The 12,178-nt window shown below is 63.9% G+C and carries 13 protein-coding genes, 1 tRNA gene and 2 pseudogenes; 9 read left to right on the top strand and 7 right to left on the bottom strand.

What is annotated here, in order from left to right; translation table 11 throughout:
- The first annotated feature begins 34 nt into the window (after positions 1-34).
- Together gyrA and QUE25_RS06890 are read left to right on the top strand one after the other, a co-directional pair.
- Positions 35-2,776: a DNA gyrase subunit A gene (gene gyrA / locus QUE25_RS06895; protein ID WP_425332766.1), complete on the top strand. Its 2,742-nt coding sequence runs from the start codon at positions 35-37 to the stop codon at positions 2,774-2,776.
- Complete coding sequence (locus QUE25_RS06890) at positions 2,769-3,389, top strand: DUF3566 domain-containing protein (RefSeq protein ID WP_286268397.1); 621 nt, start codon at positions 2,769-2,771, stop codon at positions 3,387-3,389. Before gyrA ends, QUE25_RS06890 begins: the two co-directional genes overlap by 8 nt.
- Positions 3,390-3,474: 85 nt before the next feature.
- Here QUE25_RS06890 and QUE25_RS06885 read toward each other — a convergent pair whose 3' ends face one another.
- A complete protein-coding gene (locus tag QUE25_RS06885) occupies positions 3,475-3,861 on the bottom strand; it encodes a DUF4870 domain-containing protein (protein WP_286268396.1) in 387 nt (128 codons plus the stop codon).
- A 124-nt stretch (positions 3,862-3,985) separates the two neighbouring features.
- Here QUE25_RS06885 and QUE25_RS06880 point away from each other — a divergent pair, with 124 nt between their 5' ends.
- The gene (locus QUE25_RS06880) at positions 3,986-4,705 is read left to right on the top strand and encodes an AAA family ATPase (RefSeq protein ID WP_286268395.1); all 720 of its coding nucleotides are present in this window, start codon (positions 3,986-3,988) and stop codon (positions 4,703-4,705) included.
- 96 nt (positions 4,706-4,801) lie between these two features.
- Positions 4,802-4,875, top strand: a tRNA-Ile gene (locus tag QUE25_RS06875).
- Between the two features lie 89 nt (positions 4,876-4,964).
- On the opposite strand, the gene QUE25_RS06870 is transcribed toward QUE25_RS06875, so the two are convergent.
- The 4 genes and pseudogenes from QUE25_RS06870 to QUE25_RS06855 form a co-directional block, all read right to left on the bottom strand.
- Entirely contained in the window at positions 4,965-6,155 is a 1,191-nt protein-coding gene (locus QUE25_RS06870) for a mandelate racemase/muconate lactonizing enzyme family protein (RefSeq protein ID WP_286268394.1), read from the bottom strand.
- 153 nt (positions 6,156-6,308) lie between these two features.
- Complete coding sequence (gene ykgO, locus QUE25_RS06865) at positions 6,309-6,431, bottom strand: type B 50S ribosomal protein L36 (protein ID WP_286268393.1); 123 nt, start codon at positions 6,429-6,431, stop codon at positions 6,309-6,311.
- Positions 6,432-6,504: 73 nt separating this feature from the next.
- Positions 6,505-7,656, bottom strand: a complete 1,152-nt coding sequence (locus QUE25_RS06860) for a GTP-binding protein (protein WP_286268392.1) — start codon at positions 7,654-7,656, stop codon at positions 6,505-6,507.
- Position 7,657: 1 nt separating this feature from the next.
- A pseudogene (locus tag QUE25_RS06855) lies at positions 7,658-7,909 on the bottom strand (type B 50S ribosomal protein L31); the annotation flags it as partial.
- A gap of 57 nt (positions 7,910-7,966) precedes the next feature.
- On the opposite strand from QUE25_RS06855, the gene rpmB reads away from it, so the two are divergent.
- Both rpmB and rpmG read left to right on the top strand, forming a co-directional pair.
- Positions 7,967-8,203 (top strand): 50S ribosomal protein L28, encoded by a 237-nt coding sequence (gene rpmB / locus QUE25_RS06850; protein WP_286268391.1) that lies wholly within the window; start codon positions 7,967-7,969, stop codon positions 8,201-8,203.
- Entirely contained in the window at positions 8,203-8,388 is a 186-nt protein-coding gene (gene rpmG / locus QUE25_RS06845; RefSeq protein WP_286268390.1) for a 50S ribosomal protein L33, read from the top strand. Before rpmB ends, rpmG begins: the two co-directional genes overlap by 1 nt.
- A gap of 31 nt (positions 8,389-8,419) precedes the next feature.
- Here rpmG and QUE25_RS14815 read toward each other — a convergent pair.
- Positions 8,420-8,572, bottom strand: a pseudogene (locus tag QUE25_RS14815) (hypothetical protein); the annotation flags it as partial.
- A 245-nt stretch (positions 8,573-8,817) separates the two neighbouring features.
- Here QUE25_RS14815 and QUE25_RS06840 point away from each other — a divergent pair.
- The 3 genes from QUE25_RS06840 (at position 8,818) to QUE25_RS06830 (ending at position 10,570) form a co-directional block, all read left to right on the top strand.
- Positions 8,818-9,456, top strand: a complete 639-nt coding sequence (locus tag QUE25_RS06840) for a DUF2284 domain-containing protein (protein ID WP_286268389.1) — start codon at positions 8,818-8,820, stop codon at positions 9,454-9,456.
- Between the two features lie 75 nt (positions 9,457-9,531).
- A complete protein-coding gene (locus tag QUE25_RS06835) occupies positions 9,532-10,092 on the top strand; it encodes a YceI family protein (RefSeq protein ID WP_286268388.1) in 561 nt (186 codons plus the stop codon).
- 130 nt (positions 10,093-10,222) lie between these two features.
- Complete coding sequence (locus QUE25_RS06830) at positions 10,223-10,570, top strand: metallopeptidase family protein (RefSeq protein ID WP_286268387.1); 348 nt, start codon at positions 10,223-10,225, stop codon at positions 10,568-10,570.
- On the opposite strand, the gene QUE25_RS06825 is transcribed toward QUE25_RS06830, so the two are convergent.
- Entirely contained in the window at positions 10,564-11,997 is a 1,434-nt protein-coding gene (locus QUE25_RS06825; protein ID WP_286268386.1) for a sodium:proton antiporter, read from the bottom strand. The two genes, QUE25_RS06830 and QUE25_RS06825, sit on opposite strands and share 7 nt — an antisense overlap.
- Positions 11,998-12,178: the final 181 nt, after the last annotated feature.

The raw sequence follows: 12,178 nt of genomic DNA, 5'->3' as shown, positions 1-12,178 counted from the left end.
GCCCGACGAGCCGAACGACTCCTTGGACGACGACATCCTCGGTGGCAACGCCGAGGGTGGCCGCACCGGAGGCAACCCGGCAAGCACCGAAGATGCCGCGACCCAGGCCGACGGCAAGATCACCGAACCGCGCAAGGGCCTGATCGAGCAGATCGACCTGCAGACCGAGGTGCAGAACTCCTATCTCGAGTACGCGATGAGCGTCATCGTCGGGCGCGCGCTGCCCGATGTGCGCGATGGTCTCAAACCGGTGCACCGCCGAGTGATCTACGCGATGTACGACGGTGGTTACCGTCCCGACCGCGGCTGGAACAAGTGCTCGCGTGTCGTCGGCGAGGTCATGGGTCTGTACCACCCGCACGGTGACTCGGCGATTTACGACACCTTGGTGCGCTTGGCGCAGCCGTGGGTGATGCGTGCACGGCTGGTGGCCGGTCAGGGCAACTTCGGTTCGCCGGGCAACGACCCAGCAGCGGCCATGCGGTACACCGAGTGCAAGATGGCGCCGCTGGCCATGGAGATGGTCCGCGATATCGGTGAGAACACCGTCGATTTCCAGGACAACTACGACGGTCGCGAGAAAGAACCGACCGTGCTGCCGGCCCGGTTCCCGAACCTGCTGGTCAACGGGTCGTCCGGCATCGCCGTCGGGATGGCCACCAACATTCCGACGCACAACCTGCGCGAGGTCAACGAGGCCGTCCAATGGTCGCTGGCCCATCCCGATGCGGCTCCCGAAGAGCTACTGGCGGCCGCGATGGCCCGCATCAAGGGGCCGGACTTCCCCACTGGTGCGCTGATCGTCGGGCGTCAGGGCATCGAGGATGCCTACCGCACCGGGCGTGGCTCGGTGACGATGCGCGCGGTGATCAACATCGAGGAGGACGCCAAGGGACGCACGTCCCTGGTGGTCACCGAACTGCCGTACATGTGCAACCCGGACAATCTGGCCCAGAAGATCGCCGACCTGGTGAACTCCGGGCGCCTGACCGGTATCGCCGACATTCGCGACGACTCCTCGGCTCGCACCGGGCAGCGGCTGGTCATCGTCCTCAAGCGCGACGCCCAGCCGCGCGTGGTGATGAACAACCTCTACAAGCACACCCAGCTGCAGGACACCTTCGGCTGCAACATGCTGGCCCTGGTGGACGAGGTGCCGCGCACCCTGCGGCTCGATCAGTTCATCTCCGAATGGGTAACCCATCAGCTCGAGGTCATCCGCCGGCGCACCCAGTACCGGCTCGACGAAGCCGAGAAGGCCGCGCACATCTACCGCGGCCTGGTCAAGGCCCTCGACATGCTGGACGAGGTCATCGCGCTGATCAGGCGCTCGCCGAACTCGGAAGCCGCCAATATCGGCCTGCAGGGCCTGCTCGACATCGACGAGGTGCAGGCTCAGGCGATCTTGGACATGCAGCTGCGCCGGCTGGCCGCCCTGGAGCGTCAGAAGATCATCGACCGGCTCGCCGAGCTGGAACGCGCCATCGCCGATCTGCTCGACATTCTCGCCAAGGAGCATCGCCAGCGCGAGATCGTATCCACAGAGCTCAGCGAGATTGTGGAAAAGTACGGAGACGACCGGCGGACGCAGATCATCTCGGCCGACGGGGACATGAGCGACGAGGACCTCATCCCCGATGAGGAATGCGTCATCACGCTCACCCGCGGCGGCTACATCAAACGCACCCGGATCGATCAGTACCGCCTCCAGAAGCGAGGTGGCAAGGGGGTTCGCGGGGCATCGCTGCGCACCGAGGACCAGGTGGACGCGGTCCTGACTGCGATGAGCCACGACTGGCTGGTCTTCATCACGACCATGGGCCGTGCCTACCGGATCAAGGCCTGGCAGGTACCCGAGGGTGGCCGCGACGCCAAGGGCGGCCATGTGGCGGGCCTGTTGAGTTTCCTGCCGGACGAGCGGATCGCGCGTGGCATCGTGCTGCGCAGCTACCAGGATGCCGATTACCTGGTGCTCGCCACCCGTAAGGGCCTGATCAAGAAAACGGCCTTGTCGGCATACGATTCTCCGCGCCAGGCCGGTCTGATAGCGGTCAACTTCCGCGACCCCGACGATGAGCTGATCGGTGCCGAACTGGTCAACAGCAATGACGACATCCTGCTGCTCAGCCGCAAGGGCCAGGGCATCCGCTTCACCGCGGACGATGAGCAGATCCGGCCGATGGGACGCACCACCTCCGGGGTTACCGGGATGCGTTTCCGCAAGGGCGATGAGTTGCTGTCGATGGCGATCATTCCGGCCGAGACCGACGAGGATTCGCAATACGTCTTCACGATGACCGACGAGGGCTACGCCAAGCGGACCGCGGTGTCCGACTTCCGGCTGCAGAACCGCGGTGGCCTGGGTGTGCGGGCGATGCGAATGAAGGACGACCGGGGTGGCCTGGTCGCGGCGCTGGTGGTCAGCGAGGACGATGAGATCATCTCGTTCAAGGCATCGGGGCAGGTGATCCGCAGTTCGGTGGCTGATGTCACCCCGACCGGACGCGACACCATGGGCGTCAAGTTCGTGGGGCTGCGCGCCGATGATCAGGTAGTTGCGGTCACCGTGAACTCCGACCGTGCGGATTCGGCCGAGGAGACGACCGATGCCGAGGCAGGTGGTAATGGGGACGACCAGGTGCCGGCCGAGACCGTCGACGCAGCGGCCGGTGACGAGTTCGAGGACGGCTCGCAGGAGTCGCACGATGCGGGCGCGCCGGATGACGTTAGTCTTGGACGGGACATAGACGCCGATCAGGAGGCAGCCGATGAGTGAAGACAATCAGGTCACTACGGCCATTCCGAGGACCCTGGACACTGATGCCACTGTCGTGACTCCGAAGCCGGATGCGCCGGCGGCCCCGAGCGCGAGCGACGAGACTCGCGTGAACCCGAAGATCACCCCCGAGGTGATGGACGCCGAGTTGGCCAGGGCCGAACAGGCGGCGAAGGCTGCCGCCGGTCCGGTGCGGGATCGCACGGGGCGGGTGAAGACGACCAGCAGCGGAGCGGTTCGTCCGGCTCGTAAGGCCAGACTGCGGATTGCCAAGCTCGACCCGTGGTCGGTGATGAAGACGGCACTGATGTTCTCGGTGGCCGCGGCCATCATCTTGTTCGTCGCGGTGGCGCTGCTCTGGTCGGTCATCGAGGCCTCCGGCGCGCTGGACACCTTGCAGGAGACCCTGAACTCCTTGCTGGGCAACCCGGACGGTTCGGGCACGGTGCAGGTGGACTCGTTCATCGACCGCTGGCGTGTGCTGGGCTTCACCGCCATCGTCTCGGGCATCAACGTGATCCTGCTGACGGCGCTGGCGACCCTGGGGGCGTTCTTGTACAACCTGTCCAGCTCGGTGCTGGGCGGGCTGGACGTCACGCTGGCCGAGGACTGATAGCTTCTGCAGCAACAGCAAAGGGGTGATTCGCGACCGGGATTGTTGGTCGCGAATCACCCCTTCTGCGGTGCTCGTGGGTGGATCAGTTCAGCAGGTTGAGCTTCCACGGATAGCGGTACGGCTGCCCCTTCGACGCCTGAACCGCAGCGATGATGCCGAAGATGATGGACGCGAGGACGCCGACGATGATCATCACCAGGCCGAGTGGAATCAAGATGATGGTGAGGCACAGCAGCCCACCGACGACCGAGACCAGCCACATGGTCACCTGGAAGTTGAACGCGTCGGCCGACTGGTGCCGGACGAAGGGGTCCTTGTCTTTGTAGAGCAGCCAGACGACCAACGGCCCGACGATCGACAGCCATCCCGCCGAGACCGCGGCGGCGATCGGTCCTGCGAGGTGGGCAAGCATGGCCGCGGTGCGGGACTCGCCAGAGCCGGCGGCCGGAGGAGCGGAATAGTTCGTCATGGGCTCAAGCCTGACGCGAGCACGCAGGAGCACACAAGCCGTCTCAGCACGGTTCAGGGAGAACTCCAGTGATGGGCGCGTCTTCCCTCACCGGATTCGCCAGCGTCGTTGATAGCTTTCATGCATGGACGAACTCTTCAGCTCTCTGCCAGTTCGCAGAATTGAGGAGCACCGCCTCGCCCCGCTTTCGAAGGACGTTTGGCCGGCTACGATTCCAGCGGTGCGCCAGATACTCGACGAGGGCCTCGATCTGTCCCGATTGACGGTCTTCGTCGGCGAGAACGGTACCGGAAAGTCGACGATCGTCGAGGCTCTCGCACAGGCATTCGGGCTCAATGCTGAAGGAGGAACCCAGAACGCGCTTCACCATACGCAACGAACCGAATCCACATTGGCGGAGCATTTGCAGCTCACCCGCGGCGCAGGCGGCTCGAAGAAGGGCGTTTTCTTGCGAGCAGAGACCATGCATAGCCATTTTGCCTATCTCGACTCTGTCGGACAGTCCGGACGCCACAACTTTCAGAGCCATGGCGAGTCTTTCCTCGAGTTTGTTGTCTCGCGTTCAGGTATCCGCGGGCTGTGGGTGTTTGACGAGGCCGAATCCGCACTTTCGTTCAACAGCAGCCTCACCTTCCTCTCTGTGGTCACCGATCTGGTCCACGACGGTTCGCAGGTGGTCATCTCGACGCACTCCCCCATCTTTGCTTCGCTTCCTGAGGCTTGCTTATATGAAGCCGGCGAATGGGGGCTGCGGCGCCGCCGCTACGACGAACTCGAGTTGACGCAAAGCTGGCGCCTGTTTCTCGAGGCGCCCGAGAGGTTTCTGCGATACCTCGGCTCTTGAGGAGCCCCGGGCAGGTATCGACACGACCCGAGTTGAGTCCGCAAAGCAGTATGCGGTAGTGTGATCGCTCGGTGCTGATCAATGAAGCATCGGTGCGGGCCTATAGCTCAGTCGGTTAGAGCGCTTCCCTGATAAGGAAGAGGTCACTGGTTCAAGTCCAGTTAGGCCCACCTACAAATGTGGCTCCGACAAGGACTAACTCGTTCGGAGTACGATGCCGCAGACGATCAGCAGACCATGCCACTTCCGCGCGTGATTGTCACTTCCTTCCGAGGGAGGCAGAGGCGACCGCATACCTCGCCACCACCTCCATGTCGACCTCTACTCCGAGACCCGGCCCGGCCGGCACGTCGAGGTAGCCCTCGCGAAGAACGAAGCCAGACGTGAGGAGTTCGTCTCGCAGTGGGTTGCGTGAGCGGTCGAATTCGATCACCGGCTCGTTCTGGGCAGGCACGGCGCGGTGAGTGTAGGGCGCCAGGGGCAGCGCCGCGCAGACCTGTAACGCAGCCGCCAGCGCCACCCCGGATCCCCAGACGTGCGGGATGAGGCGGAGGTTGTGCGCGGAGGCGAGCGCCTGGATCTGCCGGATCTCGGAGATCCCGCCGCAGACGCAGACATCGGGCTGCAAGATATCAGCGCAGCCGGCCGCGATGAAATCGCGGAAGCCGTAGCGCGTGTACTCGGCTTCACCGCGGGCGATGGGAACGTCCACCCGCGCGCGCACCCGAGCGTAGCCTTCCCGATCCTCCGGCGGAACCGGCTCCTCGAAGAAGCTGAAATCCGCAGCCTCCAGCACTCGTCCCATCTGAATGGCCGTCGCGGAGTTGTACGCGTGATTCGCGTCGGCGAACAGCACGAAGTCATCGCCCAGCACCTCGCGAACGCGTTCTACCCGGAGGGCATCCTCGCGGACCGGCAGCAGACCGAGCTTCATCTTCAGCATGCCGAAACCCTCGGTTGCGTAGCCACGCACCAGAGCTTCGAGCGCTGCGAGATCGCGTTGCGGCTCGAAGTCCACTGTGGAGTAATAGGCGCCGGTGCCATAGGCGCGCACCCCCTCCCGGAATCTGCCGCCGAGCAGGGACGACACCGGAGCGTTGTACTGCTTGCCGAGCAGATCCCACAGGGCGATGTCGATTGCGCTGAGGGCCTCGATGTAGCTGCCCTTCTGCCCGAAGTCGCGAGTGCGGCCGTAGAGGGTCTCCCACGCTGTGGCCGGAGCCACCTCGTGCATCGCGATGAGCTGCGGGCCCAGCACGGCGTCGATGCAAGCCTTCACGGGTTCGGCCGGTCCGTATTGCCCGCCCTCGCCCCAGCCCACCAGTCCGTCGCTGCTTGTCAGCCGGACGAGTAGCGAGTTGCGCTCCGGGAACTCGGCCTGCGATGAGTAGAAGCGGGCTCGTCCCAGCGGTGTCTTGAGGACGTAGGTGTCGACGCGTTCGATCTTCATCGGGAGCCCTCCAGGTCGATCCTTGACCGTTTGTCGGATGAGGTGGACTCTATGGTCGGGCGCGGTTGCACACAACACCACGGGTCGCGTGCTCTCTGCCGCCGTCGGCGTGCGTGCTGGCTCACGAAGCACGATGCTCCACGAGGCGAAAGCTCACCCCTGTCGGGCCTTGAGACGGGGATTGCGCTTGTTGATGACGAATACTCGGCCACGACGGCGGACGATCTGTGATCCGGGCTGCATCTTGAGCGACCGGAGGGAATTGCGAACCTTCATGATTGTTTCCTTCTGTGTCGGTATCTGTTGGTGTTGATCTGCCTGCGTCCGCGCTTGGCGGACGGCCCGCAGGTCAGGCGATTCGATCGATCGGGCCGAGCCACGCCTCGAAACCATCCCAGCCCTCGTTCCAGATCCAGCCTCGGGTGGCCATTTCCTGGTCGGTGAGCAGGCTGCGGGCGAATGCTGCCTCGATGGCCGTGCGCTCGTCGTCAGCATCGTCAATCCCGGTGACGACGATGCGGGTGAACGGGCGTTGACCGAGTTCCCACTGGCGCGTGCGACCGACACTCGCCTGGCCACCTGCGCCGTCCCAGGCGCAGACGTCATGGGGCCGGGTGGGCAACCAGAAGCATCCACGTGAGCGCCGGGGACCGCTGCCCAAGGTGGCGAGCTCATCGCTGAACCGTTCCGGATGAAAGGGTCGATCCGAGCGCAGATCGAGGCGCCAGACCGCGTCACCGGCGAGCGGCGGAAGGTCGGCTGTTCGGGTCTCACTGACCCAGGCTTCGGTGGCAGGATGACGGTGGATTCCCGGGGTGAGGATCGAAGCATCCAGCAGCGAAAGATCGTTGATCAGCGGAACCTTGGGTCGGGCAAGTGCCCTTATCAGGGCGGTCTCCTCGGCGCGGGGCGGCTCAGTCAGACACAGCAGGTCGGCGTACTCGACCATCGCACACGCCACTTCCGCGACTCCGCGCCGGTCGTCCTCGCCCGTTGCGAGGCCGCGCTCATCCAGGAGATCCTCGCCGAGCAGGTCCTCGGCAACCGTGCTGCCTTCGAGTGCGGTGAGAACAGCCGCGATGCGGATGTGCGGAGCGTTGCCGGGTGCCCATCCCAAGATCCGGCATACCTGGACGGCCTCGGCGGTCGCCGGTAAGCAGGCGATGATCCCGCTCCAGCGCTGCGTCGCGGCCAGCCGTTCGAGGGTCGGCACGATGTCTTCTCGAATAGCGCACGACACGCACGCATGATCCAGGTTGATCTGCTCGCATTCGAGGACACCGGTGAGATCACTGACCGTGCGAATCAGCATGCCGTTCTCGGAATCTATGGTGTGACGCACGGCCACGGCACCAGGCAGACCGAGCTGCACTGAAAGAGATGCAGCCATCATGGCGACCTCGTCGATGCCGCTGATCAGGACGACCGGTGTCTTGGGTTGGCTCAGCCGGCGCAGACCGTCGAAGCCACTTTCGCTTCCCCCTGGTTCCGGGGGTGGCATGACCGTAGCGACGGTTGAACCTCGCGACGCGACCCTCGGTGTCGACCACCCGGCCGCGTCCCGTCCTGAAGGGGTGGCTGGCGCTGGAGACTTCGACATCGACGACGGGGTAGGAGACGCCATCCTCCCACTCGACCCGCGGGTGCTCGGCACCGAGCCGAACGACAATCGTGGAGCGGGTCAAGAACATCGTGTTCGCCGACCGATCCCGGAACACGACCGGTCCGTAGGCGGGATGGGTGTTTTGCTTCACAGCTGTCCTCCTCTTAGAATGAATGATAACGATTATCATTCTATGCACGAGGAAGCCATGTCTCGAAATTGCCAGGTCACGGGAGCGACGCCGTCGTTCGGCAACTCCGTTTCCCACTCCCACCGCCGGACGAGGCGACGGTGGAACGTCAACGTCCAGAACAAGCGTTACTGGGTCCCGCCACTGAGCCGTCATGTCACGCTTCGGGTGAGTGCCCGGGGTATCCACACCATTGATCAACGCGGTATCGACGCGGTAGTGGCCGATCTGCTGGCACGCGGGGAGCGGATCTAGTGGCAAAGAAGAGCCAACAGATTCGTCGAATCGTCAAACTGCGCTCGACGGCGGGCACCGGTTACACCTATGTGACCATGAAGAACCGACGCAATGACCCCGACCGGCTGGTGCTGCGCAAGTACGACCCGAAGGCCAGGCGTCAGGGACCCCCAGCTGGTCACCGACTCGCGCCAGCGGATTGAGGGCACTGGAGCTGTCCTGCTGGACCCAAGCGACGTGGCCTGCGGGGCGCTTGGTCGAGGTGACGTCGACGCGGTTGCCTCCGATCGTCAGGTGGCCGGTGGCGTCCAAGAGCCGGGACAACGAGCCGCAGACCGCAGCCGCTGTGAGCGATTTGCCCGAGCCTGAATGCCCGAGCAGAGCCACACTTCGCCCGGAGCCACCGACAGGCAGACCCCATGGACGAGTTGCGTGGCTCCTGCACGCACCCTGAGGTCGTTGAGCACGAACGCGTCAGTCATTGAGCCATCACTTTCCAGCCACAAGGGGCGCGACGTTCCGAAGGTATCAGAATGATAATCATTATCGACAGTCGGGAGCAAGCCGACGCTGCTGCACGGCGTTGACCGTCCGTGGATGCGGACTCTTGACGCCAGGGACACCATGGATACATGGACGACACGCCGGCGTATGCGACCACGCGGCGCTATGCCCGGATAAGGGCTGTTGACTACGTCGAACGATATGTCGATGTGCCCCGAATGCTCGGCTACTGCGAGCAGTGCCCGATCTACGGGAAGGCTTGGTCATGCCCGCCCTTCGACTTCGATCCGTTGAAGGTCTGGGCATCCTTCGAGTGGTTCGAGATCGATGCGGTGCAGATCGAGTTCGCCGACGAGGAGTTGGCCAAGCAGCGCACCCCCACCCAGATCCAGGCCGCTGTTCGCCGCGCGATCGACCGCGAGAAGAGGCTGGCCGCCCGTGCGCACCGCCGTCGCGCGCGGCAGTATTCGCGCAGTCTGGCGGTGTCGGCCGGAGCGTGCGAGTTGTGTGAGCCGTGTACCCGCGTCCAAGGTCTGCCCTGCACCCATCCCGATCTCATGCTGCACTCGATCGAAGCGCTCGGCGGTGATGTGGTGGCGAGCGCCGAAGAGCTCTGCGGGCTGCCGGTAGCGTGGAGTGATGGCGCGAGAATGCCGGCATCAGTGCTTGTGGTGACCGGGTTGCTGAGCAGCGACGGGCCTCCGGATGACGGATCCGGGAATCCCGATCGGCCGCGCGACGAGATTGCCGGTACCGCTTCGGAATAATTGAGCATTCAACTATGTTCTGTAAGGTGTGAGCGCTACGGAAACGCCGCAGGCGCCCGAGAAGGAGAAACGACCATGGTTGACGCCGCCGCTCTGACTGGCAACTGGACTCTTGACCCCGTACACACCCGCCTCGGCTTTTCGGCCCGGCACGCGATGGTGACGAAGGTTCGTGGCAATTTCGACACGTTCGAGGGGACCGCATATACCGACGCCGACAATCCCGGCGCATCGCATGTCGAGGTGACCATCCAGGCCGACTCGATCAACACCAATAACGAGGCTCGCGACCAGCACCTGCGTACAAACGACTTCCTGGACGCCAAGACGTACCCGACCATCAGCTTCAAGTCGACCAAGGTCGAGAAGCTGGACGACGAGCACGTCCGCATCACCGGCGACCTGACCATCAAGGCCACCACCAAGCAGGTCAGCATCGACTTCGAGTTCGGTGGCGTCGCTCAAGACCCGTTCGGCAACACCCGCATGGGCTTCGAGGGTTCCCTGTCGATCAACCGCCAGGACTATGGCGTTGCTTTCAACGCCGCCTTGGAGACCGGTGGCGTGCTGGTCAGCGACAAGGTGGACATCGACATCGAGGTTTCGGCGGTCAAGCTGGTCGACGCCAACGCCTGAGCCGGCCGCTATGGTTGAGACGGCTCGCGGATCGCAGGCGAACGAGGGTTCCCGTGTCCCACCAGCACTGGTGGGTGAAGCGGGAGCCCTCGTCGGCACAGCGTTGCGGCGGGCCCTCTAGACTCGCCCCATGCCCGTGCAGTTGAATCAGGCCGACTTCGATCGTTGTGTCAACGAGGCGATCGATTCGATCCCGGACGCCCTGGTCTCGCTGATCGACAACTGCGTCGTCCTGGTCGAGGACGAGCCGCCCGAGGGCGAGCCTCTGTTCGGGCTGTACGTCGGGGTACCGCTGACCGAACGTGGGTTCGGCTACGGCGGTGTGCTGCCCGATCGAATCACGATCTTCCGCGGCCCCCATCTGAGGGCCTGTGAGTCAATCGATGAACTCGTCGATCAGATCCACATCACGGTGGTGCACGAGATCGCGCACTACTTCGGCATCGAGGACGAGGCCCTCGACGAACTCGGCTACTGAGCTGGTGGCGGCTTGGCGACCACCGGCCGGTGCCTGGCCCAGATCACCGCGGCCTCGGCAATGAGCGCCACGGTGATGAGCACGCCGACTGCTTTGCCCCAGGCTGATTCCACGAGGAACAGGCAGACCATCGCGATCAGCGTGGGGATCAGGTAGCGGCTCGTCCAACCGATGTAGCCGCCGAACGAGGGCATCGCGACGCCGCGCGACTCGGCGACCGACTTCACCATGAAATTCGGGCCGTTGCCGATGTAGGTGATGGCACCGCAAGTGACCGCTCCCAATGAGATAGCCTCCAGCCACACCCACGGCACTCCGGCCACCCGCGCCATCTCCGGCAGCACAGTCGGGTCGGCGCCCAGCGTGTGGGCCATCTCGAAGAACGTCGCATAGGTCGGGGCGTTGTCGAGGAACGCCGACAACGAGCCCGAGAAGATGAAGAACGTGATCGTGTTCAGCGGCAGCCGGTCGGCAACCTGGGACAGATACTCCAGCGCCGGGATCATGGTGAGGAAGATCCCGATGAAGATGACTGCCACTTCGCGGATCGGCGCCCAGTTGAACTGGTTGAGCTCGAACCGGATCTTGCGGCTGCTGGTGAGATATGAACCGGCGGCCGCGATCAGGAAGACGATCTCGCGCCACGGGATGTAGTTGTGCCAGGCCGCGTGGCCCTCCGCGATGAGCTCCAGGTCGATGGATGGCACCAGCGCCACTGCTGCGATGATCACCGCGAACCAGGCGATGTTGACCAGACCCAGCAGTCTGATGGGGACGATCTCGGTCGCATCTGTCACCAGGTCGGCGGGGTCCTCCTGCGCGTAGGCCTTGGTGTCGAGCGCGAAGTAGATCAGCAGCAACATCGTGTTGATGAACGCCCACATCGGAAACAGATGGAATGTCCACGTGAACGGCACACCGCGCAAGAAGCCCATGAACAGCGGCGGGTCGCCCAGTGGGGTCAGCATGCCACCATTGTTTGCCACGATCAAGATCGTGAAGACGGCGGTATGTACCTTGTTCTTGCGCTCTTGATTGATATTCAGCAGTGGCCGAATGAGCAGCATCGCGGCGCCGGTCGTGCCGACGAAGGATGCGGCGATCGCTCCGATGGCCAGGACCACCGTGTTGGCCTTGGGCGTCGCTTTGATATCACCGGCCAAGAAGAGCCCGCCTGAGACGACGAACAACGCGAACAGCAGCAAGATGAACTGGACGTATTCGAAGACCGCGTGGCCCACCCGTCCCCAGTTGAGGAGAAAGCCGACCCAGATCGCCACCGGGACGCCCAGCCCCAGCGCAACGCCCAGCTGGAATCTCCAGTTCTCCCAGTGACCAGCGGTGGCGCGGATCAAGGGCATCAACGCGATGCTCAACAGCATCGCGGCGAACGGCAGGATTCCCCACCAGGGCACCAAGGCTTCCATAGCACTCTCTTGTGACTCGTTGCGCGGACGCTCGTCGGGTCGCCCATCGGACGCCATCATCCTACCGGATATCTTTCTGCTGCCTTCTCCGCATGCCTGTGGACAACCCGCGCCGGGCCGGGCAGTTATGCACAGATCTACCCACAACCGGCAAGTCACAGGCATGTTACAGCGAGTCGAC

It is taken from the genome of Brooklawnia propionicigenes (assembly GCF_030297015.1).
GTDB classification, from domain to species: Bacteria; Actinomycetota; Actinomycetes; order Propionibacteriales; family Propionibacteriaceae; genus Brooklawnia; species Brooklawnia propionicigenes.
Note: the sequence above shows the minus strand (reverse complement) of the source record. Positions and strands in the feature narration are given on the sequence as shown.

Excerpts from the sequence above, each read along its gene's own strand:
- QUE25_RS06890 (WP_286268397.1), top strand. The coding sequence starts at position 2,769 with ATGAGTGAAGACAATCAGGTCACTACGGCCATTCCGAGGACCCTGGAC.
- QUE25_RS06885 (WP_286268396.1), bottom strand. The coding sequence starts at position 3,861 with ATGACGAACTATTCCGCTCCTCCGGCCGCCGGCTCTGGCGAGTCCCGC.
- QUE25_RS06880 (WP_286268395.1), top strand. The coding sequence starts at position 3,986 with ATGGACGAACTCTTCAGCTCTCTGCCAGTTCGCAGAATTGAGGAGCAC.
- QUE25_RS06870 (WP_286268394.1), bottom strand. The coding sequence starts at position 6,155 with ATGAAGATCGAACGCGTCGACACCTACGTCCTCAAGACACCGCTGGGA.
- ykgO (WP_286268393.1), bottom strand. The coding sequence starts at position 6,431 with ATGAAGGTTCGCAATTCCCTCCGGTCGCTCAAGATGCAGCCCGGATCA.
- QUE25_RS06860 (WP_286268392.1), bottom strand. The coding sequence starts at position 7,656 with ATGCCACCCCCGGAACCAGGGGGAAGCGAAAGTGGCTTCGACGGTCTG.
- rpmB (WP_286268391.1), top strand. The coding sequence starts at position 7,967 with ATGTCTCGAAATTGCCAGGTCACGGGAGCGACGCCGTCGTTCGGCAAC.
- QUE25_RS06840 (WP_286268389.1), top strand. The coding sequence starts at position 8,818 with ATGGACGACACGCCGGCGTATGCGACCACGCGGCGCTATGCCCGGATA.
- QUE25_RS06835 (WP_286268388.1), top strand. The coding sequence starts at position 9,532 with ATGGTTGACGCCGCCGCTCTGACTGGCAACTGGACTCTTGACCCCGTA.
- QUE25_RS06830 (WP_286268387.1), top strand. The coding sequence starts at position 10,223 with ATGCCCGTGCAGTTGAATCAGGCCGACTTCGATCGTTGTGTCAACGAG.
- QUE25_RS06825 (WP_286268386.1), bottom strand. The coding sequence starts at position 11,997 with ATGGAAGCCTTGGTGCCCTGGTGGGGAATCCTGCCGTTCGCCGCGATG.